The following is a 20,414-nucleotide window of genomic DNA, read 5'->3' as shown; positions in this document are numbered from 1 at the left end:
CCCTCCATGGAAGAACCGCCGAGTCGAGCGTGTCAACGGTTGCAGGGCGTGCACCTTCGACCCCTAGGTGTACGTCCGATGACGGACCCCCTGCGACCTCTCGAGCAGCGACATCGCCACCGCCAGCCGCTCCGGTTTCAGCTGGTGCCAGCTGCGCACGGCGACCTCGAGCAGCGCGAGCACCCGGTAGGCCGCGACCCTGTCCAGCACCGCGTCCGGGTCGAGGTCCGGGCGCAGGCGCAGGTACTCGCTGAGGAACAGGCGCTGCAGCACCGCGCCGCGGGCGGGCTGGGGCTGGGCGGTGCCGGCGGACGCCCGGGCGACCACGAGCGCGAGGTGGGCGGCGAAGTGGCCAAGGTCGAGGGCCGGTTCCGCCGCGGTCGCGCTGTCCAGGTCGAAGACTGCGCTGATGGGCCCGTCGAGGAGGACCTCCTTGGGGGTGAAGTCGCCGTGGGCGACGAGCAGCGGCAGGGGCTCGCGCTCCGCCGCGTGCGCCACGGAGTCCAACCGGTCGCGCAGGGCGGCCGCCAGGTCCGGTGTGTAGCGGCTGAGCGACTCGACGCAGGCCCGCACCCGCTCGACCTCGGACCCCAGCGTGCGCACCCGCCCGCCGGGGAGCGCCGACCCCGGGAGCACGAGGGAGTCCCGGACCGGCAGGTGCAGGCTGGCGGCGATCCCGGCACAGGTGCCCAGCGCCCCCTCGGCGGTCACCTGGCCCCGCACGGCGCCTTCCTCGCTCCGGCCCCCGCCGGCCACCCAAGCACGGACCAGGTCCTGCACCTGGGGCGTGCCTGGAAGCGCCTCCGTGACGACCAGCCGGAGCTGGGGCAGGTAGGTCAGGAAACGCGGAAGCAGGAAGGTCGCCGGGGAGGCGGCCCCGCCCCGGAGTCGCTCGAGCAGGAAGGCCAGGGTCGACTCGAGGTGCTCGCCACGGTCGTCGGGGAAGACCTTCCCGTAGACGACCTGGCGCACGGTCCGACGGCTGGGCGAGACCCGCCACAGCAGCTCGTACCGCACGACGGCGTGGTCGCCCACGGCGTACTTCACGACCTCCGGCCGGCAGGCCTCGAGCTCGAGCCCGCGCAGCGCGCTCGGCAGCACCGGCTCGAGCAGTGCACCCATCCGCGCCGGGTCGACCGCCTCGGCCAGCCCCGGCAGGTTGGGGTCCAGCGGGAAGGCGTGCAGCACCAGGTGCAGGCCCTCGACGGTGTGCACCGGTGCGGCGAACACCGGCTCACCCGTTCCAGGGCGGGCGACGGCGGCCAGCCCCGCGGCATACCGCTCTGCCCGGTCGGTGTCCGGGAAGAGGCGGCCGGCGACGAAGTGCTCGGCGACCTCCCCGCTGTGCCGGTCCCGCAGGTGCAGGCGGTACCGGAGCCTGGTGCCCTCCTCGACGGCGATGAGTACCTTGTCGACGTGGCAGGCCTCGAGGTCCCACTCGGGATCGAGCATGCGCTGGAGGTGGTCGGCCACGGCCGTCGGGGCGAGTGCGTCACCCAGCCCGGGAAGGGCGCGGGCGAGCTCGGGAGACCGGCCGGCATCGAGGTCTGCGCGGGCGGGCCCCGGGCCCGCGCCTGCCGCGACCCAGCCGCGGAGCCGGCGGAACTCCTGCGCGGACGCCGGCAGCGGGATGGCGTCGTGGAGCACGGTCTCGAACGTCGTGTCCGCCTCGACCTCGCCGTCAGCGGCGCTGTCACCCGCGGGCCAGGCCTCCAGGCCCGTGCCGCGCGGGGCCGACGCCCGCTCCAGGACCAGGTCGGGCTCGAGCGCTTCCTCCGCACGGGGACCTGCGGGCTGGAGGGCGGAGCGCAGGTACTGGTTCTGGGCGGGCTCAGGCTCCCCGCCGGCCCCGACCGCCTCCGCCACGGCCTCGCCGAACTGGCTGGCGTACAGCTCGGCATACAGACCGCCGCGCTCGAGCAGGTCGGCCGGGGTGCCCTCCTCGAGGATCCGCCCACCCGAGAGGATCAGCACCCGGTCGACGTTGCGGATCAGGTTGAGGTCGTGCGAGACGATCACTGCGGAACGGCCCTCCAGGAGCGACTGCAGGGCGCTGGCGACCGACGCGGAGGCCACCGCGTCGAGGCCGGTCGTGGGCTCGTCGAGGACGAGGATCGGGGTGTCCCGGATGAAGGCCCTCGCGATCGCCAGCCGCTGCCGCTGGCCGCCGGAGAGGGTGGCTGCCCGTTCGCCGAGCACGGTGTCGTAGCCCTGGGGCAAAGCGGTGATGAAGTCGTGGGCGTGCGCGCGACGCGCGGCGCGCTCCACCTCCTCACGCGTGGCGCCCTCCCGCCCGTACGCGATGTTCTCGGACACGGTGCCGCGCAACAGGATCGTCTCCTGCAGCACCATGCTGATCTGGGCGCGCAGCGAGTCGACGGTGAACGTGCGGATGTCGTGCCCGTCGATGAGCACCGCTCCGGACTGGGGGTCGTACAGCCGGGGCACCAGCTGCGCGATCGTGCTCTTGCCTGCGCCGCTGTGCCCCACCAGTGCCACGACCTCGCCGGCTTCGAGGGTGAAGCTGACCGACTGCAGCGTGAGGCGCTGCGGCTCGCCGTCGAGGTCGCCGGCGCCCTGCTGCTGATAGGCGAAGCTGACGTCGCGGAACTCGATCGCACCTGACAGGGGTGGCGCCTCCCGGGCGTCCGGCGCGTCCTGGACCCCCGGCTCCCGGGCGAGCAGCTCGTCGATCCGCTCGACGCTCGCATAGACCTTGGCGACCCTGTTCCACTGCTTGATGATCCGGCGGGTGGGCTTGAACATGTTCTGGATCAGCATGACGAAGGCGACGAGCACCCCGGCCGGCAGCCGGTCCGACTCGACCAGGCCTCCACCGACGAGCACGAGGAGGGCGATGATCGTCGCCTCCAGCACGCTCACGGTGAGCCCGAACAGCGCCTCGAGCCGGGCCGTCCGCAAGATGGCGCCCATCGCCGAGCGGCTCTCCCGGTCGAACTTCTCCTGCTCGTGACCGGCCCGGCCGTAGGTCTGGACCACGCTGATGGTGGTGAGCATCTCCTGGGCCGTCGTGGCCAGGTCGCCCTCACGGGCGCGCATCTCCTTCGACGAGGCCTTGATGCGACGGGCGAAGAAGGCGGAGACGCTGGAGAGCAGCGGCACGATCACCATGGCCAGCAGGGCGATTCGCGGCGACTGGTAGAAGAGGTAGGCCAAGGTGCCGGCGAGCAGCATCACGCTGCCCACGAGGTCCTTGAACGAGTCGGTGACGAACTCCTCCACCGCCTGCACGTCGCCGGTGATGCGGGTGAGGACGTCACCCGTGCTCCGGCGCAGGTGGAAGGCGAGCGACAGCTTCTGCAGGTGCGAGAAGAGGGCCCGGCGCAGGTGGTAGCCCAGGGTGCGCCCGGCCTCGGCGAGCCTGATCTCGGAGGCGGCGTCCGAGAGGCTGTTCAGTGCCGTGAAGGCGATGAGGGACCCCGCGAAGACGGGGATGGCGATGTCCTTCGGCACCTCCAGGTTCAAGGGCCTCCACAGGGTGCCCTTCTCGAGGTAGGTGAAGAAGGCCCCGATGACGACCGGCACGAGGATTGCCGTACCTGCCTCGACCGCCATGAGCAGGACGGAGGGCAGGAACCCTGCCCTGCGTCCGCCGGAGTACTGGCGGAACATCGCCAGCGTGCGCCTGGCGTCGCCCCGCCGCTTCGTGCTCGCCCTCATGCGGCCAACCGTTCGATGTCGGCGGCCATCTCCGCCGCCGTCTCGTAGCGGTCCGCCGGGTGGGGCTGCAGCGCCCTGACCACGACGGCGCGCTCGCCGTCGGAGAGGTCCGCATCCGGCTCGGGCTGGCTGCGCAGGTACATGCGCACCGCGACCATGGGGTCGGCCGACATCAGCGCCGGGTACAGGCCGCCCCCTGTGAGCACGACGTGCAGCGTGACCCCCAGGGACCAGATGTCGCTCGCCCGCCCGGGCTCGCCCCCCTGCATCAGCCGCGGGTCGAGGAGCTCGAGGTCGCGCTGGTCCCCCCGGGTCCCGAGGCCGGTCAGCGGCTGGCCCCGCGAGAGCAGGTGCGCCAGCGCGGGCTCGGCCAGCACCGCACCTGCTCGGCCCAGCAGGATGTTGGCGGGTTTCACGGCCCGGTGGACGATGCCCGCCTCGTGCAGGGCGTGGGCAGCGCGCGCGGCCTGCGCCACGGCGAGCCGCAGCTCTGCGCGCGGCCTGGTGGGCGCGGCGGCGAGCGAGCCCTGCGGTTCGTACCGCATGGCGTAGAAGACGCTCCCGGCGTCCATGGCCAGCTCGTGGACCTCGAGCAGGCCGGGCGAGCCCACGTCAGCGTACGCGCTCAGCTCCTCGGCCACCGCCGCGAACCCGCTGTCGCTCCCCGGGACGGACAGGACCTTGAGCGCCACCTGCCCGTCGTCGAGACCCAACCTGGTCGGGGGCCGGGCCAGGAAGACCCGGCCGTGCACGCCCGAGCCGACCTCCCGCAACAGGACGTAGTCACCGACGCGGTCCACCGGAGCCCCCTCCGGCGCCCTGCCCGGCGGCCTGCCCGGCGGCCTGGCCTGCGGACGGCGCGGGCACCCTGGCGGGCGCGAGCTGGACGCGGTCGAACAGCAGCTGCCGCTTGCCCAGCCGCACCCGGTCCCCGGGGTGCAGCGGCGTCCCCGGCTCCCGGTACACCGACTCCCACGGCCCCGCCGACCCGCTCCGGCTGACCTGGGTGCCGTTGGCCGAGCCGCTGTCGGCGACGAGGACGTCCCAGCCGGACAGGTGCAGTCGGGCATGCACCCGCGACGTGCTGTGCTCCGCGTCGCGCAGCACGAGCGGCCTGGCCCGGCCGGCCCTGACGTCCGGGACCTGCTCCGGCTCCCGTCCGATCACGTAGTCGGTGTTCACGGTGTAGACGGCGCCCTCGTCCGAGACCAGGACGCCCAGCGCGGGCCGTGGCCGCGTCACCCGCGGGCTGCCGACTTCGATCGGGCCCCCACACTGCCCGCACGACGCGGCCTGCGGCTCGTTGAGGTGGCCGGAGGCGCAGAGCACCCCTTCCACGAGCACGGGGGTCTCCACCGCGACGGTCGGTGCCTCGTCCGCGGCGGCCGCGATCGGCAGCGGGCCGCGTCGGACCGACGGCCGCACGCGGTCGGGCCCGGAGAGCCGCACCCTCCTGACCTGCACCGTCTGGCGGAGGACGGTTCGGCCCTGCGAGTCCTCCGGCGGTGGCGTCGGGTGGTCCGCCGGGGCTGGTGCGGGCACCCTCGTGCCCGGCGCACGCAGGTATGCCGGCCGCTCCAGCACGCGAGCGGCCTCCTGGGCGTCCCGCCCGGCTTCGCGAGCGACCGCCGCGCTCGCGGTGTCGGCCCCGCTCGCCGACTCCACGGTTCCCGCTGCGCCGCCATCGGCACTGCCGGCGGCGCCGGCAGTGCGGTGCAGCGTCGCCGCGCCACCGGGCACCGTGCCCGCGAGCAGGTCCAGGGGGAGGCCGGGCGGCAGGTCGCGCGTCGGGCCCCGGGCGCCGTGGACGGCGAGGGACTCGAAGTCGAGCGGCACGACGCGCTCGACCCAGGCGAGCGACCGCTCGGCCCCGAACGAGAACCCCTGCGGGCCGGTGACCTTCACGGTTGCCTCGCCGTGCACCAGCACGGTCAGGTGGTCGCCGGTCTCGAGCGCCAGGGCGAAGCCGGGCAGGTCCTCCGGCTCGGCCTCGGTGAGGAGACGGGCGACCCCACGGACCCTCCGCCGCCCCGTCGGGTCGGGCACCTGCACGCACAGGGCGAGAAGCCGGCCCGTGGCCGGCGCGGTCTGCACGGTGACCTCGGGCACCACGAGCAGCACGTCGCGCCCCCGGTGCACCAGGCCGCTGCCCCCGTGCACCTCGAGCCGGCCCCAGCTCATGGCCGCAGCCCCGCGTCGAGCGCCAGGTCGAGGTTGACCGCCGCACTGATGAGCGCGAGGTGGGTGAATGCCTGCGGGAAGTTGCCGAGGGCCTCCCCGGAGGGGCCGATCTCCTCGGCGTAGAGCCCCACGTGGTTGGCGTAGGTGAGCATCTTCTCGAACGTGTGGCGCGCCTGCTCGACGCGACCGGCCCGGGTGAGCGCCTCGACGTACCAGAAGGAGCACAGGTTGAAGGTGCCCTCCGACTCGGTGAAGCCGTCGGACCCGTCGGTGCGGTACCGGTGCACCAGGCTGTCGGTGACGAGCTCGCGCTCGATCCGCTCGAGCGTGCTGACGAAGCGGGGGTCCCTCGGCCCCGTGAACTTCACGAGTGGCATCACGAGGGCGGCCGCGTCCAGGGTGGAGCTGCCGGGGTACTGCACATAGGCCCGGAGCTCGGCGTTCCAGCCACCCTGCTGCACGTGCAGGTAGGCGCGGTCAGCGGTCCTGCGCCACCGGTCGAGCGGGGCCGGCAGGCCCCGCTGCTGGGCGATGCGGGCTCCTCGCTCGAAGGCCACCCACGTCATGACGGTGGAGTACGTGAACCGCTGCATGGGCCCGCGGACCTCCCAGACGCCGTGGTCCGCCTTCTCCCAGTGCTCCTCGAGCCAGTCGAGCTGGCGCCCCAGCGCCTCCCACAGCTGGTAGGAGATCGGTTCGGCGTGGCGGTCGTAGAGGTAGACCGAGTCCATCAGCTCGCCGTAGATGTCGAGCTGGAGCTGGTCGGCCGCCCCGTTGCCGACGCGCACGGGCCGCGAGTCGCGGTACCCCCGCAGATGGTCGAGGGAGTGCTCGGCCGGCACCGGGCTGCCGTCGAGGCAGTAGAGGATCTGCAGGCCCTGACCCGCCGGCGCCTGCGTGCACCGGGCCTCCAGCCAGTCCATGAAGGCTGCCGCCTCCTCCGAGAAACCCAGCCGCATGAGGGCGTAGACCGTGAAGGCGGCGTCGCGGACCCACGTGAACCGGTAGTCCCAGTTGCGGGTGCCACCGACCGACTCGGGCAGGGAGGTCGTCGGGGCGGCGACGAGGGCGCCCGTCGGCTGGTGCACCAGGAGCTTCAGGGCCAGGGCCGAGCGCTCCACCATCTCCCGGTAGCGGCCGCGATACCGGGAGCGTCGCAGCCACTGCTGCCAGTAGGCCAGGGTGGTGCTGAGGAGCTGTTCGGCCTCGGCGACGTCGAGCGGCCGGGTCGAGCCCTGGCGCGACAGCGAGAGCGCCAGCGCCTCGCCCTCGGCCAGGACCGGTCGCCCCACCGCGGCACCCTCCTCGGCCTCCAGCGGCACGGTGGACCGCAGCACCAGCTGCCCGGCCGACGACGAGAAGAACGCTCCCGAGCCCTCGACGATGTCGACGTCGGTCCGGGCTCGGCCGTAGTCGAAGGCCGGGGCGCAGCGGATGTCGACCGGCACCTGCCCCCGCACGGCACGCACGATGCGCACCAGCTGCAGGGGGCCTCGGCCGCCGCGCTCCCGCGGCACCATGAAGTCGACCACCTCGCCGACCGAGCTCTCGCCGAGGAACCGGGTCAGCAGGATGTTGGAGTCCGGCAGGTACATCTGCTTGGTGCGGCTCGCGCCGGGGCACCGGACGCTGAACCGGCCACCGCGCTCCCCGTCCAGGAGCGCGGCGAACACCGACGGCGAGTCGAAGCGCGGCAGGCACAGCCAGTCGATGTCACCCGTCACCGACACCAGGGCCGCGGTGTGCAGGTCGCCGATGATCCCGTGGTCCTCGATCGGGGCGTGGCTGGCCGCCGTCTCAGCGCCTCGCCCACGTGCAGCCATGCCGCGCCGCCTTCGCCTGCGACCCCGAACCCGCTACTGCCGCGATGGTAACGCCGGATGCGAGCGCCGAGAACGGCCATGTTCCGCAGGGCGACCGCGTCCCCAACCGGCGGGCCGGCACGGGTGCGGCGGCATCCCCCCGATGGGCTATGATCCTTCCGTCGCGACAGACCGACCCGGATCCCCGGCAAGGCCCGTCGCGAGTGCATGTCACGGCCAGGTAGCTCAGTTGGTACGAGCGTCCGACTGAAAATCGGAAGGTCGGCGGTTCGACCCCGCCCCTGGCCACCACATGAAACCGCAGGTCGTTCAGGGGACGACCTGCGGTTTCGTGTTCCCGGCACGTCCGCGTGCCCGCCGGCAGTGTCCGCTAATCCATTGCCTCGAAGCCCGGCAACTGGGCACGATCCAGACATGACCAAATACCTCATCTCCTTCCCCAGCGACGCGATGGTGCTGACGCCCGAGGAGTTCCCGGTCGTCGCCGCCCAAGCCCGCGCCGTCATCGAGGAGGCCAAGGCCGCCGGCGTCTACGTGTTCGGCGGCGGAATCAAGGAAGAGGTGAGTCCAGTGCTGGTCGCCGCCGACGGGACGGTCAGCACTGACACCTACCCCGGCGTCGACATCAAGGGCGGGTTCACCATCCTCGAACTCCCTGACCGCGCGGCAGCCGAGGAATGGGCTCGGAAGATGGCCGTCGCGTGCCGCTGCGCGCAGGAGCTGCGGGAGTTCCAGTACGACCCGCAGAGCTAGGACACCCACACGGGCGCGGCGCCCGAACCTCTGCGGCTAGGGGGTGGGCGCCTCCAGGGCTGCCGTGACCGCCATGGCTGCGGTGGCCGCCGCGTCAGCCTGGCCCCCTGCAGGGGTCGCCGGAGAGACCGCCGGCGCCGCCTCGTTGACGTACCACGCCAACCCCAGGCCGAGGCCCATGATCTCGTGGTCACCGAGGCCGAGGCGGAGCGCCACGGCCCGCGCGTTGGGCGGCCGCTGGCCGGGGTCCTTGGCGAGGCAGTCCTCCACCACGAGGGCGATGTCCTCGGGGACGTCGTCCGGTAGGGCCGGTGGGGTCTCGCGGATGTGGCTCAGCGCCGTGGCGATGGGCGTCCCGCGGTCGAAGGGTCGGCGGCCGCAGAGCATCTCGTGTGCCACCACCCCGAGGGCGTACAGGTCGCTGGCGCCGGTGGCCGGCTCACCCATGGCCTGCTCCGGGCTGATGTAGTTCGGCGTCCCGAGCATCTCCCCGGCCCGGGTGTGTCCCGATGCGTCCAAGGCTCGGGCGATACCGAAGTCGGTCAGCTTCACGAGGCCGTCCGGGCGGATCAGGATGTTGGGCGGCTTGACGTCGCGGTGCACCACCTGGGCCTCGTGGGCGACACCGAGTGCCAGGGCCGCCTGTCCCATGATGGAACGGACCTCCGCATGCGGCAGGGCACCGCGGTCGCGAAGGACCGCCGACAGGGGCCTGCCCTGCACCAGCTCCATGACGAGGAAGGCCAGGTGGCCCTCCTCGCCGTAGTCGAAGATGGTGGCGATGTTCGCGTGGAGCAGGCGGGCCGAGTTGACGGCCTCGTCGCGGAACCGGATCGCGAACAGCTCCTCGTGACCGGGGTCCGGGCGCATGACCTTGACGGCGACCTGGCGGCGCAGCACCTCGTCGGTCGCCGCCCACACGTCGGCCATGCCCCCCGACGCCACGCGCTCGGCCAAGCGGTACCGGCGGCCGAGCAAGAACCCGGCGTGCAGTCTTTCCACGATGCCCCTCATTTCGGGCGCGGCATCGGGTGACGCCAGAAAGCCCCGGGGGGAGTTTACGGCGTAAAGCAAGGCTCCGCGCGCCAGCCGGACGCTCTGTCCGCGCAGCACCCGTTTCCTGCGGCAGCCGGCGGATTCCGGGCTCCAAACGTCAGCAAACAGTCAAGAACGACCCCGAACGAATCCATTCCTGCCACCCTCGGCGTTGCCCCGTCGTGAGGGTCAGGGAGGAGGGCCTTTTCGGATGCATGGCGCTGACAGCGCGGCCGGCGACGGGCTCGACGCCCTCGTCCAGGCCGCCGCGCGGGGCGACGGCGAGGCCTTCGGCCGACTCTGGACCGCCCTCTCGCCCGCCGTCGCCGCCTACTTCCGGGCCCACGCCGTCCACGACGCCGACGACCTCACGAGCGAGGTGTTCCTCGCCGCCTTCCGCGCGGTGGGCACCGTGACCGGCGGCGCCGAGCAGTTCCGGGGCCTGCTGTTCCGCATCGCGCACCGCCGCTACGTCGACTGGGTGCGGCGACGGGTGTGCCGTGGCCCGCACCTGTCGTACGAACCGGACCTCGACGCCCGGACCAGCGCGTCGGCGGAGGACTGCGCCGAGGACCGGCTGGGTACCGGGCGGGCCCTCGCCCTGCTGGACCTGCTCACGCCCGACCAGCGCCAGGTCGTCTCGCTGCGGGTGCTCGGCGACCTCTCGCTCCAGCAGACCGCCGAGGTGCTCGGCAGGGACGTCGGCACGGTGAAGTCGCTCCAGCACCGCGGCCTGGCACGGCTGCGCCGGGGCGTCGAACAGGAGCGCACCGGTCCTGGGCCGCAGGACCTGCGCCCCGCGGAAGAAGGTGCGAGCCACCCGTATCCCGAGCGGGTGCCCGTGCGATGGAAGCCACGTCATGTCTGAGAACCGCGAGGCGCCCGGAACCGGGTCGACCCTGCAGCCCGAGCTGCTGTTCGGGCTGCACCACCACGACCCGGCAGCCGAGGCCCTGCGAGAGGTGGGCAGCCTGCTCCGGGCCGACCCACCCGCACCCAGCGCCGCCCTGGCGGCCTTCATCGCAGGTCCTGAGACGACCGACTCATCCCCCCACCACCAGCAGACAAGGAACTCCCTCATGAAGGTGATCCACCTCAAGGCCTCCCGGGTCCGCCGGGCCGCCGCAGCGGCCGGCACCGCCCTCGCCCTGGCCACCGTTGGCGCCGCAGCGATGGCCGCGACCGGCAGTCCGACAGCCCCCGCCGTCGTCCAGGCCGACCCGAGCGAGACCACGAGCACGACCACCGAGGCCACCGAGACCACGACGGCGGAGCCCACGGAGACCGAGGAGCCCACCGAGACCTCCGAGCCCACGGAGACCGAGGAGCCCACCGAGACCGCCGAGCCCACGGAGACCGAGGACAGCGAGGAGTCCGAGGAGTCCGAGGAGTCGGAGGAGTCGGAGGAGTCCACGAAGACGCCGAACCCGCGGGCCTACGCCAACCACCACGACGGACGTGGGGCGGACGACGAGCACGCCGACGTGCGCGGCGGCGGCGAGGTCGACCACCGGGCCGGCGAGAAGGCCGGCGACAACGACGAGGAGGACGCCGAGGAGTCGGACGACGAGTCCGGTGACGACGCGGGTGACGACGCCGGCTCGCGCGGCGGCGACAAGGGCGGCAAGGGCAAGGGACGCCGCTGACGCCATGCGGCCACCGGCCGCTGCGGCCCCACCGGGCCCCCGTCCACCTGCGGACGGGGGCCCGGTGGCGTCCCCCGGGTTGCCAACCCGCTGCGGCGGGGCAAGGCTGGGGAGGCCGCCCGCGGCATACGTCTGGTCGAGCTGAAGGAGCACAGGATGGCAACCACCCGCACCGCGTCAGCCCACTGGGAGGGTTCCCTCATGGAGGGCGCCGGCAAGGTCACGATGGAGTCCTCGGGGGTGGGCGCCTTCGACGTGACGTGGGCCTCGCGGGCCGAGGACCCGAACGGGCGCACCAGTCCCGAGGAGCTCATCGCCGCTGCGCACTCGTCGTGCTTCAACATGGCGCTCTCGGGCGCCCTCGCCAAGGCGGGCAACCCGCCCACCTCGCTCGACACCACCGCCGAGGTGACCTTCCAGCCCGGCACCGGCATCACGGGCATCGTCCTGAAGGTGACCGGGGCCGTGCCCGGCCTGACGGCCGAGCAGTTCCAGGAGGCCGCCGAGGGTGCCAAGGTCGGCTGCCCCGTCAGCCAGGCCTTGAAGGCCGTGCCGATCACGCTCGAGGCGCAGCTCGCCGAGTAGGCACGGACCACAGGCACCCTGTCCAGGTCCGGGCGGTCGCTGTTTCCGCGTGGACAGCAGCGACCACCCCGATGCCCCAGGAGTCTCTGGATGAGAAGTCGCCTCGCCTCGCTGGTGCTGCGCGCTGCCCGCTGGACGCCCGTCGGCGAGGTGCCACGGACCGGCGTCCTGGTGGGCGCCCCGCACACCTCCAACTGGGACTTCGTCATGATGCTGCTCGTCATGTGGCGCGGCGGGGTGACGCCCCGGGTGCTCATCAAGAAGGAGCTGTTCCGAGGGCCGTTGGGGTGGTTGCTGCACCGGCTCGGCGGCGTGCCCCTCGACCGGGCCAACCCCAGCAGCGTCGTGCGCGAGCTGGTGCGCGAGGCCCGCAGCGGGGAGCCGTTCCTGCTCGTGATCGCCGCCGAGGGAACCCGCCAGAAGGGCGAGTACTGGAAGTCAGGGTTCTGGCGGCTGGCCCGGGCCGCCAGGCTGCCGATCGCCCTCGGCTTCATTGACGGACCGACGCGCACGCTCGGGTTCGGCCCGACCATCACCGCGACGTCCGACGTCGTGGCCGACATGGACAGGATCCGCGAGTTCTACCGCGACAAGCACGGCATCCACCCCGAGCTGCGCACGGAACCGCAGCTCCGGGAGGAACTTCGGGCCGAGCGCTGAGCGGTCAGCCGACCTCGGTGCGCGGGGCCACGAGCGAGAGCCAGGGGCTCGACGCGGTGGAGAGGTAGTTGCCCGCGCTGGCGCCGAGGGCGAGCCGCCGCCGCAGCTCGCGCATCAGCTCCTCGTTGGTGGCGTCCGCCAGACCAGCGCCGGCGGCCTCCTCCTCGACGGACAGGCCGCACGCCTCGGCGGCACGCAGCACGAGCTCACGCGCGGGCACGTGCAACGCGCGGGCGAGGGCGTCGATGACCTGGGAGCTCGGCCAGTCGGCGAGCCAGTCCTTGCTGAGCACCGGCATGAGGTCGCTCTCGTCGAGGCCGGTGCCCCTGGTGAGGTCGGTCAACGTCCAGTTCCGCCACGCCATCTCAGCCCGGACGTAGGCCCCGAGTCGGTTCATCGAACTCCCCTGTCTCGTCATTCGCCGCCCTGCGGCGGGAGGTGCTCCAGCCCTGTGCCCCATCCGGGCTCCGGGGGACTGTCGCACGTAGGCATTCAACGGAGGCAAACGGACCCTTGAGCGGTTCTTTACCTTCTCTTGACTGCGAAGTGACGGTCCCTTTGCTGCTGCTCAGCCGTACGGGTGAGCGGCCCCCCCGCCGAACGGAGTCGCGACCCGCCCATGGGGAGGGCGTCGCGGGGCGGCGTTGGGTGGGGGTGGGCGCCGCCCCGCGACAGCTGTGAATCGCAGGGCCTGGACGAGCGACGCGAGAGAGCGCCTGCTCGTCCAGGCCCACCCCCGCCTCGCCGCCCCAGCGGCTGCACCACCGACGATCCTCGCGCCATCGCCCGAGGGCCAGTCTTTTGGAGGTTTCTTGACGATTCCGTCGACCAGACATGACCGAGTCCCCGGCCCGCGGCCGCGACACGCCATGATGCGTCCATGACTCTGCCGCTCAACCCGGCCCTCGCCGGGCGGTATGCCGCCCTGGCCCGCCTCCTCGTGCGTCACGGCCGCTCCGACGTGGTCTCCGGCGCAGGCTTCGACGAGTTCCTCGTCGAGGAGGAGCGTCCGGCCGCAAGCTCGGACCTCGCCGAGGAGCTCGCCGACGACCTCGAGCGCATGGGGCCCACCTACATCAAGCTCGGCCAGCTGCTCTCGACCAGGGTGGACCTGCTCCCGCCCGCCTACACCGAGGCCCTCACCCGCCTCCAGGACCGCGTCGAGCCCTTCCCCTTCGAGGACGTCAGGGCCATCGTCGAGGAGGAGCTCGGCGTCTCGATCGGCAACGCCTTCGCCGAGTTCGACGAGAAGCCCCTGGCCGCCGCGTCGCTGGGCCAGGTGCACCGCGCCACGCTGCGCAGCGGACGCGAGGTGGTGGTCAAGGTCCAGCGCCCCGGCATCCGCGAGACCGTGCGCGACGACATGCAGGCCCTCGCGAAGCTGGCCGAGTTCGCCGACGGCCACACGGACGTGGGGCGCCGCTACGGCTTCGGCCACCTGCTCGCGCAGTTCCGGCGCTCGATCGCCGGGGAGCTCGACTACCAGCGCGAGGCCGCGAACCTGAGGCGCCTGCGCGCGCTGACCCGTGACCACCAGCACCTCCTCGTGCCGGAGCCGGTCGCCGACTACAGCAGCAGCCGGGTGCTCACGATGGAGTTCGTACCCGGCCGCAAGGTCACCGACGTGGGCCCGCTCGGCCTGCTCGACGTCGACGGCGAGCCGCTCGTGCGCGACCTGTTCCACGCCTACCTGCACATGATCCTCGTCGACGGGTTCCTCCACGCCGACCCGCACCCGGGCAACGTGCTGCTCACCCCCGACGGCCGGCTGGCGCTCATCGACCTCGGCATGGTGGCCACCGTCCCGCCCCGCGTCCAGGACAGCCTCGTCAAGCTGCTGCTGGCCATCAGCGACGCCGACGGCGAGGAGGCCGCGACCGTCCTGGCGGCCATGGGCTCGCCCCTCGACGGCTACGACGCCGGCCGGTTCCGGGAGGACGTCTCAGCCCTCGTCACGCGGGCGGTGTCCCTGGGTGGCGAGGTGCAGGCCGGCGCGGTCCTGGTGGAGCTGAGCCGCCTGTCGGGCACCCACGGCCTGCGTCCTCCGGCCGAGATGGCGATGGTCGGCAAGGCGCTGCTCAACCTCGACCAGGTCACGCAGCACCTCGACCCCGGCTTCGCCCCCGCCGAGGCCATCCGCAACAGCGTCGCCGACATCATGGGCTCCGGGCTGCGGGTCTCCCCCAGCGGGATCGTGGCCGCGGCCATCGACGCCAAGGAGTTCACCGCGAACTTCCCGCGCCGTGCCAACAAGGTCATGCAGAACCTCGCCGAGGGCACCTTCTCGGTGCGGGTCGACGCCGTCGACGAGGCCCGCCTGCTCCACGTCATGCAGCGCCTGGCCAACCGGCTCACCACCGGCATCGTGCTCGCTGCCCTGGTGGTCGGCGCCGCGCTGATGATGCAGGTCCCCACCGACTCGACGATCCTGGGCTACCCCTCGATCGCCATGGTGTTCTTCCTGCTGGCGGCCGTCGGCGGCGCCGCGCTGGTCGTCTCGATCGTCGTGACCGACCGCAAGATCGCCCGCCAGGAGGGACGGGCCCGCGACCCGCGGCTGTGAGGCGGTGGCGACGCGACCGCCGGGCCGGCCGGCGCTAGGGTCACCGCCGTGAGCACGACCAAGAGCCGGTATGCCGCGTGGCCGGCCGCGTGCGCCCTCCTCGCCGTGGCGGGGTGCGCCGGCCAGGGGTCCGTCGAGGACGAGCCGGCGGCGCAGACCGCCCAGCGCTTCGCCCGGGCCGTCATGAGCGACCCGGCCGCCGCCTGCGACCTCCTGGCCCCCCAGACCCGCGTGGAACTCGAGGGCGACCACGGGCCCTGCCCGCAGTCCCTTCCCCAGCAGGAACTGCCGGAGGACGCCGGGTCGGTGCGCGAGGTGAAGGTCTACGGCAAGGACGCGGTGGCCTACCTCGAGCGCGACACGGTCTTCCTGGCCCGGTTCGACGACGGCTGGCGCGTCACCGCCGCCGGCTGCACCCCCAACGGCGACCGTCCCTACGACTGCGACGTGAAGGGGAGCTGACGATGCGAACGATGTTCACGGCATACCTGCTCTTCATCGCTGCCGGACTGGCGTACTGCATCGCCATGGGAGTGGCGGGACGGTGAGGCAGCGACTGCGCGACAACGGTCTCAGCCTCGTCTTCGGCGCGCTCCTGCTGGTCGCGCTGGTGGGGCAGGCCTTCACGGGCCAGGCGTCCTACAACCAGCAGGCCTCCGATGCGGGCCTGCCGACGGTCAGCCTGCTCGAGTACGTCACCTCGTCGCACTTCACCGTCGACGTCGCCGAGAACTGGCAGTCCGAGTACCTGCAGTTCCTGCTGTTCATCCTGCTGACGATCTTCCTCTTCCAGAAGGGCTCGACGGAGTCCAAGCCCCTGGACAGGGGAGGCCGCGAGTCCGACAAGGACCAGAAGGTGGGCGAGTACGCCCAGGCGGACTCACCGGCCTGGGCGAAGGTGCGGGGCTGGCGGCTCGCCCTCTTCTCGCACTCCCTCGGCCTGACGATGGGCCTGGTCTTCCTGCTCTCCTGGGTGGCGCAGCTCGTCGCCGGCCACGCGGCGCACAACGCCGAGCAGATCCAGCAGCGCAGCGACCCGCTCGGCTGGTGGGACTACCTGCTGGCACCCGACTTCTGGAACCGGACCCTGCAGAACTGGCAGTCCGAGTTCCTCGCGGTCGGCAGCATGGTGGTGCTGAGCATCTACCTGCGCGAGCGCGGGTCGCCGGAGTCCAAGCCCGTCGGCGAGCCGCACGAGTCGACCGGCAGCGAGGGCTGAGACGCCCTCGTGCCTCAGGGCGTGCCGGCAGGCCTTCTGGCGGCACGCCCGGCCCGGGGGGCTGGCGCTGGTCCCCTGCGTTCAGCAGCCAGCCGAGCCCGGGCGGTCGGACGTCAGAGGACGTCGGACAGAAGGGCGCGGACCTCGGCCTCGCGGTAACGGCGGTGTCCACCCAGGGTGCGGATCGAGTTGAGCTTGCCGGCCTTGGCCCAGCGGGTCACCGTCTTCGGGTCGACGCGGAAAAGCGAGGCCACCTCGGCAGGGGTGAGCAGCTTCTCGGCCTCAGTGGGGCGAGCGACCATGATTTCTCCTAAAGGTTGAGCAGGCCTCAATAATCGGACAACCGCCGCACATACGGAACAATCCATACGGGTGGTCGTTAATAGCCCAAAGGGACTAGTCCGACGAAGGCCCCGGAGTCGGGAATACGCTGTGACCAGCGCGCGATCCGCGCCCCGTCCACTGCGCAAGCACCGAGCCCTAGGAGTCACCACCGTGACCGTGTCCTCGTCGCCGTCCCCCACCTCGCCCTCCCCCGCCAGGTCCGCGCTGTCCCAGCACGAGCAGGTCGTCTTCTGCCACGACAAGACCACCGGCCTGCGAGCCATCATCGGCATCTACAGCACCGCGCTCGGGCCGGCTCTCGGGGGGACACGGTTCTACCCGTACGCGTCGGAGCAGGCCGCCCTCGACGACGTGCTGCGACTGTCGAAGGGCATGGCCTACAAGAACGCGGTGGCCGGGCTCGAGCTCGGCGGCGGCAAGGCCGTCATCATCGGCGACCCCCACACCGACAAGACCCCCGAGCTCCTGCGCGCCTACGGCCGCTTCGTCGAGAGCCTGAACGGCCGCTACGTCACCGCCTGCGACGTGGGCACCTACGTGGCCGACATGGACGTCGTCAGCGAGACCACCCGGTGGGCCACGGGCCGCTCCGAGGCCAACGGGGGCGCCGGCGACAGCTCCGTGCTCACGGCATACGGCGTCTTCCAGGGGCAGCGCGCCTGCGCGCAGCACCTGTGGGGCGAGCCGACCCTGAAGGGTCGCACTGTCGGCATCGCCGGCGTCGGCAAGGTCGGCCGGCTGCTCACCGGGCACCTCATCGAGGACGGCGCCCACGTCGTCGTGACCGACGTCAACGAGCGGGCCCTGGCCGACCTCAAGGCGAAGTACCCCCAGGTCGAGGTCGTGGCCGACACCGCCGCGCTCATCCGCGCCGACATCGACGTCTACGCCCCGTGCGCCCTCGGTGGCGCGCTCGACGACGCCACGGTGGAGGCGCTCACCGCCACCGTGGTCTGCGGCGGCGCCAACAACCAGCTCGTCGAGGAGGGCGAGGGGGGCACGGCAGACCGGCTCCGCGCCCGCGGCATCACCTACGCCCCCGACTTCCTCGTCAACGCCGGCGGGGTCATCCAGGTCAGCGACGAGCTCCACGGCTTCGACTTCGAGCGGGCCAAGAAGGGCGCCACCGCCATCTTCGACCACACCCTCGAGGTGCTGCGGACCGCCGACGAGCGCAGCATCACCCCTGCCGCGGCCGCCGACCACGTCGCCGAGGAGCGGATGGCCGCTGCAGGCCGCGGCGGCATCTGGCTGCCCGCCCGCTGAGACGTGCGTCCTGCCTGGTGGGCCACAGGGCGAGAAACGCCGGCCCGCCAGGCAGGACCAGCGACGCGAAACTTGCGTCGCTGATGTAGCGTTGTCCCCACGACAAATACACGATTCCCGGGACCGCTCCGTGGAGTCGAAGGGCCCACGGCCCTCCGACTGAGCGATGCCGTCCCGGCAGACGCATGAGGGGGTCACGCCATGGGGCGCGGCCGGGCCAAAGCCAAGCAGACGAAGGTCGCTCGGGAGCTGAAGTACTTCTCCCCGAACACCGATCTCAGCGCGCTTGAGCGAGAACTACACGGCGGTTCGTACAAGCAGCCGGAGCAGGCCTCCGACGAGTACGACGAGACCGACGACTACGACGACTACGGGAAGTGGGCGTCCAGCCAGGGTTGACCTGGCCTCGCCACTGATCGTCACCTCATGCGCGGGCCCCGTGCCCGTGTCAGCTCTTCGAGCGCTGCGGTGCACCTCGAGTGCGCCGCAGCGCTCGTTGAGGAGGGCCACCGCGGGGCGCCGAGCACTGTGTGACGCCCTCGGGCGGTGTGCTCGCGGCACGGTTGTCGTGCGATGCGTCAGGCGCTGAGCACGAGCCAGCCCACGCCGATCCCGACGGCCCAGCCGAGCACGCCCGACAGGCCGCCCACCAGCCACGGTGGAGCGTGTGAGCCGGGCGTGCTCACCAGGACCCACGCGGAGCCGAGTGCGGTCAGCAGGCAGGTGGCCATGGCCGTGAGCGCCACCGTCAGCACCCACCCGGACAGGTCAGCGCCCCGTGCATCGGGGACGAAGACCGACCCGAAGGCCAGGATGAGCTCGAACGCCATGTCGAGCACGAGGGCCGCGGGCACGGCAGCCAGCGCCCCCAGCCAGGCGACACCAGCGGCCCACAGCATCGCGTCAGCGCGTCGGCGCCGCTCGGCGGCAGCAGTCGTCTCCACATCGCCAGTGTGGGCGGCAGGTCGGGCCCGCCACATGGGCCCGACTACTCAGCTCAGGGCGCCCGCCCCCACCCTGGCTCGCAGGGTTGGCCCTGAGGCCCTTCTCAGTCGTCGCCGATGATCCACGGCAGGTCGTCCCAGCCCGGCAGACGCGAGATGGCGACGCTGCGGAGGTAGTCGACGAAACCGAGTGCCCCCAGACGCGCCTCGGCGGCATGGACGTAGACGTTGCCCTCGTACCCCGACAGCGCCCGCAGCGCGCGTACGGGCTCGATGGGCAGGGCGGAAGCCTCGAAGCGGTACCCCGGGTAGTCCTCGCCGTCCGCCGCCCACTCGTAGTTGGCACGCCACAGGAGGTCACCCACGGCGGTCGCTGTATCCGGCGTGACGACGAGGTTCACGCCTTCGGGGCCCGCGAAGTCGAACGGCCCCCACGGGCGTGGCCAGGCAAGGGCCACCGTGACGAGGTAGTCGATGTGGACCTTGGGCAGGAGCACCTCCCCCACAGGACTTTCCTTCCTCAGGCGAGCGGGTGCTCGCCGACGACCTGCGCCGCGCCGCCCTCGACGCCCTTCGCACCGTGCACGACCTCGACGCCTTCGGCGATCCGCGCCCCCTCGAGGGCGGTGACCTCGCCCAGCACCCACGCCGGTATGCCGCGGCCCTCCAGGGTGCGGATCGCCAGGTCGGCCTGCGCCTGCGGCAGCAGGGCGACGAAACCGATGCCCATGTTGAGGGTGCGTTCGAGGTCGGCCCGGGGGACCCTGCCGAGCTCACCGACCGTGGTGAACACAGGTGGCGGCGTCCAGGTGGCGCGGTCGAGCCGGGCGAAGACACCCCGGGGCAGCACCCGGGCGAGGTTGGCCGCCAGGCCGCCGCCGGTGACGTGCGAGAGGGCGTGCAGGTCGACGCCGTCGGTGCGGATGAGGTGGAGCAGGTCGGCGGAGTAGACCCGCGTGGGGGTCAGCAGCTCCTCACCGAGGGTGCGGCCGAACTCGGGCACCTCCCGGTCGAGCGCCCATCCGGCGGCCTCGACCACGCGGCGCACCAGCGAGTAGCCGTTGGAGTGCAGCCCCGAAGACCCCAGGGCCAGCACCACGTCACCGGGCACGACCCGCTGGGGGCCCAGCACGTCGTCGTACTCGACAACCCCGGTGGCGGCACCGGCCACGTCGTACTCGTCGGGGGCCAGCAACCCCGGGTGCTCGGCCGTCTCGCCGCCCACCAACGCGACGCCGGCCTGCTCACAGGCGGCCGCGATGCCCGAGACGATCGCGGCGATGCGCTCGGGCACGACCTTGCCGGTGGCGATGTAGTCGGTCATGAAGAGCGGCTCGGCCCCGCACACCACGATGTCGTCGACCACCATGCCGACGAGGTCGAAGCCGATGGTGTCGTGCCTGTCGAGGGCCTGCGCGATCGCCACCTTGGTGCCCACCCCGTCGGTGGAGGTGGCCAGCACCGGCCGCGTCATGCCGGTGAGGGCGGAGGCGTCGAACATCCCCGCGAAGCCGCCGAGGCCCCCGAGCACCTCGGGCCTGGTGGCGCGGCGCACCGAGGCCTTCATCAGCTCGACGGCCCGGTCACCGGCCTCGACGTCGACTCCGGCGGCGGCATACGTGATCGGCTCGCTCACCCCATCAGCCTAGTGGGCGCCCGCACCCTCCCCCGGTCGAGGTGGAACCGCCGGGGATGCCCGGCGCGTTTACCTCG

20 protein-coding genes and 1 tRNA gene are annotated in these 20,414 nt (G+C 72.4%); 11 read left to right on the top strand and 10 right to left on the bottom strand.

Annotated elements, in window-relative coordinates:
* Positions 1-63: 63 nt before the first annotated feature.
* From P2F65_RS10220 to P2F65_RS10205, 4 genes are read right to left on the bottom strand one after another with little or no spacing between them, the layout of a single operon-like run.
* The gene (locus P2F65_RS10220; protein WP_275806474.1) at positions 64-3,681 is read right to left on the bottom strand and encodes an ABC transporter transmembrane domain-containing protein; all 3,618 of its coding nucleotides are present in this window, start codon (positions 3,679-3,681) and stop codon (positions 64-66) included.
* Positions 3,678-4,481: a protein kinase gene (locus P2F65_RS10215; RefSeq protein ID WP_275806472.1), complete on the bottom strand. Its 804-nt coding sequence runs from the start codon at positions 4,479-4,481 to the stop codon at positions 3,678-3,680. Before P2F65_RS10215 ends, P2F65_RS10220 begins: the two co-directional genes overlap by 4 nt.
* Complete coding sequence (locus P2F65_RS10210) at positions 4,465-5,862, bottom strand: FHA domain-containing protein (protein WP_275806470.1); 1,398 nt, start codon at positions 5,860-5,862, stop codon at positions 4,465-4,467. The genes P2F65_RS10215 and P2F65_RS10210 overlap by 17 nt, the downstream gene beginning before the upstream one ends.
* Positions 5,859-7,685: a glycoside hydrolase family 15 protein gene (locus P2F65_RS10205; protein WP_275806468.1), complete on the bottom strand. Its 1,827-nt coding sequence runs from the start codon at positions 7,683-7,685 to the stop codon at positions 5,859-5,861. The genes P2F65_RS10210 and P2F65_RS10205 overlap by 4 nt, the downstream gene beginning before the upstream one ends.
* A gap of 214 nt (positions 7,686-7,899) precedes the next feature.
* On the opposite strand from P2F65_RS10205, the gene P2F65_RS10200 reads away from it, so the two are divergent.
* A tRNA-Phe gene (locus P2F65_RS10200) sits at positions 7,900-7,976 on the top strand.
* A gap of 123 nt (positions 7,977-8,099) precedes the next feature.
* Positions 8,100-8,438 carry a transcription initiation protein gene (locus P2F65_RS10195; RefSeq protein WP_275806466.1) on the top strand — a complete coding sequence of 113 codons (339 nt, stop codon included), beginning with the start codon at positions 8,100-8,102 and terminating at the stop codon, positions 8,436-8,438.
* Positions 8,439-8,474: 36 nt separating this feature from the next.
* Here the strand turns inward: P2F65_RS10195 and P2F65_RS10190 are convergent, their stop codons facing one another.
* A complete protein-coding gene (locus tag P2F65_RS10190; RefSeq protein WP_275806464.1) occupies positions 8,475-9,440 on the bottom strand; it encodes a serine/threonine-protein kinase in 966 nt (321 codons plus the stop codon).
* Between the two features lie 244 nt (positions 9,441-9,684).
* Between P2F65_RS10190 and P2F65_RS10185 the strand changes: the two genes are divergently transcribed.
* From P2F65_RS10185 to P2F65_RS10170, 4 genes are all read left to right on the top strand, one after another.
* Entirely contained in the window at positions 9,685-10,341 is a 657-nt protein-coding gene (locus P2F65_RS10185) for an RNA polymerase sigma factor (RefSeq protein WP_275806462.1), read from the top strand.
* A complete protein-coding gene (locus P2F65_RS10180; RefSeq protein ID WP_275806460.1) occupies positions 10,334-11,119 on the top strand; it encodes a hypothetical protein in 786 nt (261 codons plus the stop codon). The genes P2F65_RS10185 and P2F65_RS10180 overlap by 8 nt, the downstream gene beginning before the upstream one ends.
* Before the next feature lie 156 nt (positions 11,120-11,275).
* Positions 11,276-11,704, top strand: a complete 429-nt coding sequence (locus P2F65_RS10175; protein WP_275806458.1) for an OsmC family protein — start codon at positions 11,276-11,278, stop codon at positions 11,702-11,704.
* A 90-nt stretch (positions 11,705-11,794) separates the two neighbouring features.
* Complete coding sequence (locus P2F65_RS10170) at positions 11,795-12,364, top strand: 1-acyl-sn-glycerol-3-phosphate acyltransferase (RefSeq protein WP_275806457.1); 570 nt, start codon at positions 11,795-11,797, stop codon at positions 12,362-12,364.
* A 4-nt stretch (positions 12,365-12,368) separates the two neighbouring features.
* On the opposite strand, the gene P2F65_RS10165 is transcribed toward P2F65_RS10170, so the two are convergent.
* On the bottom strand, positions 12,369-12,761 hold the full coding sequence (locus P2F65_RS10165) for a hypothetical protein (protein ID WP_275806455.1): 393 nt from the start codon (positions 12,759-12,761) through the stop codon (positions 12,369-12,371).
* A gap of 483 nt (positions 12,762-13,244) precedes the next feature.
* Between P2F65_RS10165 and P2F65_RS10160 the strand changes: the two genes are divergently transcribed.
* From P2F65_RS10160 to P2F65_RS10150, 3 genes are all read left to right on the top strand, one after another.
* The gene (locus P2F65_RS10160) at positions 13,245-14,927 is read left to right on the top strand and encodes an AarF/UbiB family protein (protein WP_275806453.1); all 1,683 of its coding nucleotides are present in this window, start codon (positions 13,245-13,247) and stop codon (positions 14,925-14,927) included.
* A 48-nt stretch (positions 14,928-14,975) separates the two neighbouring features.
* Positions 14,976-15,389: a hypothetical protein gene (locus P2F65_RS10155; protein ID WP_275806451.1), complete on the top strand. Its 414-nt coding sequence runs from the start codon at positions 14,976-14,978 to the stop codon at positions 15,387-15,389.
* A gap of 82 nt (positions 15,390-15,471) precedes the next feature.
* Positions 15,472-16,146, top strand: coding sequence for a DUF6766 family protein (locus P2F65_RS10150; protein ID WP_275806449.1), 675 nt, complete (start codon positions 15,472-15,474; stop codon positions 16,144-16,146).
* 113 nt (positions 16,147-16,259) lie between these two features.
* Here the strand turns inward: P2F65_RS10150 and P2F65_RS10145 are convergent, their stop codons facing one another.
* On the bottom strand, positions 16,260-16,448 hold the full coding sequence (locus P2F65_RS10145) for a BldC family transcriptional regulator (protein ID WP_091758593.1): 189 nt from the start codon (positions 16,446-16,448) through the stop codon (positions 16,260-16,262).
* Between the two features lie 193 nt (positions 16,449-16,641).
* On the opposite strand from P2F65_RS10145, the gene P2F65_RS10140 reads away from it, so the two are divergent.
* Positions 16,642-17,757 carry a Glu/Leu/Phe/Val dehydrogenase dimerization domain-containing protein gene (locus P2F65_RS10140; protein ID WP_275806444.1) on the top strand — a complete coding sequence of 372 codons (1,116 nt, stop codon included), beginning with the start codon at positions 16,642-16,644 and terminating at the stop codon, positions 17,755-17,757.
* 201 nt (positions 17,758-17,958) lie between these two features.
* Positions 17,959-18,156 (top strand): DUF3073 domain-containing protein, encoded by a 198-nt coding sequence (locus tag P2F65_RS10135; RefSeq protein WP_275806442.1) that lies wholly within the window; start codon positions 17,959-17,961, stop codon positions 18,154-18,156.
* Positions 18,157-18,335: 179 nt separating this feature from the next.
* On the opposite strand, the gene P2F65_RS10130 is transcribed toward P2F65_RS10135, so the two are convergent.
* From P2F65_RS10130 to purM, 3 genes are all read right to left on the bottom strand, one after another.
* Positions 18,336-18,701: a hypothetical protein gene (locus P2F65_RS10130; RefSeq protein ID WP_275806440.1), complete on the bottom strand. Its 366-nt coding sequence runs from the start codon at positions 18,699-18,701 to the stop codon at positions 18,336-18,338.
* A 104-nt stretch (positions 18,702-18,805) separates the two neighbouring features.
* Positions 18,806-19,207, bottom strand: coding sequence for a hypothetical protein (locus P2F65_RS10125; RefSeq protein ID WP_275806438.1), 402 nt, complete (start codon positions 19,205-19,207; stop codon positions 18,806-18,808).
* A 14-nt stretch (positions 19,208-19,221) separates the two neighbouring features.
* A complete protein-coding gene (purM, locus tag P2F65_RS10120) occupies positions 19,222-20,337 on the bottom strand; it encodes a phosphoribosylformylglycinamidine cyclo-ligase (protein WP_275806436.1) in 1,116 nt (371 codons plus the stop codon).
* Between the last annotated feature and the right edge of the window lie 77 nt (positions 20,338-20,414).

Origin of the sequence: Knoellia sp. p5-6-4, assembly GCF_029222705.1 — a bacterium.
Lineage (GTDB): Bacteria > Actinomycetota > Actinomycetes > Actinomycetales > Dermatophilaceae > Pedococcus_A.
Note: the sequence above shows the minus strand (reverse complement) of the source record. Positions and strands in the feature narration are given on the sequence as shown.

Coding starts and splice junctions, on each gene's coding strand:
- P2F65_RS10170 (WP_275806457.1), top strand. CDS start 11,795: ATGAGAAGTCGCCTCGCCTCGCTGGTGCTGCGCGCTGCCCGCTGGACG.
- P2F65_RS10160 (WP_275806453.1), top strand. CDS start 13,245: ATGACTCTGCCGCTCAACCCGGCCCTCGCCGGGCGGTATGCCGCCCTG.
- P2F65_RS10195 (WP_275806466.1), top strand. CDS start 8,100: ATGACCAAATACCTCATCTCCTTCCCCAGCGACGCGATGGTGCTGACG.
- P2F65_RS10180 (WP_275806460.1), top strand. CDS start 10,334: ATGTCTGAGAACCGCGAGGCGCCCGGAACCGGGTCGACCCTGCAGCCC.
- P2F65_RS10145 (WP_091758593.1), bottom strand. CDS start 16,448: ATGGTCGCTCGCCCCACTGAGGCCGAGAAGCTGCTCACCCCTGCCGAG.
- P2F65_RS10220 (WP_275806474.1), bottom strand. CDS start 3,681: ATGAGGGCGAGCACGAAGCGGCGGGGCGACGCCAGGCGCACGCTGGCG.
- P2F65_RS10175 (WP_275806458.1), top strand. CDS start 11,276: ATGGCAACCACCCGCACCGCGTCAGCCCACTGGGAGGGTTCCCTCATG.
- P2F65_RS10165 (WP_275806455.1), bottom strand. CDS start 12,761: ATGAACCGACTCGGGGCCTACGTCCGGGCTGAGATGGCGTGGCGGAAC.
- P2F65_RS10135 (WP_275806442.1), top strand. CDS start 17,959: ATGGGGCGCGGCCGGGCCAAAGCCAAGCAGACGAAGGTCGCTCGGGAG.
- P2F65_RS10185 (WP_275806462.1), top strand. CDS start 9,685: ATGCATGGCGCTGACAGCGCGGCCGGCGACGGGCTCGACGCCCTCGTC.
- P2F65_RS10205 (WP_275806468.1), bottom strand. CDS start 7,685: ATGGCTGCACGTGGGCGAGGCGCTGAGACGGCGGCCAGCCACGCCCCG.
- P2F65_RS10210 (WP_275806470.1), bottom strand. CDS start 5,862: ATGAGCTGGGGCCGGCTCGAGGTGCACGGGGGCAGCGGCCTGGTGCAC.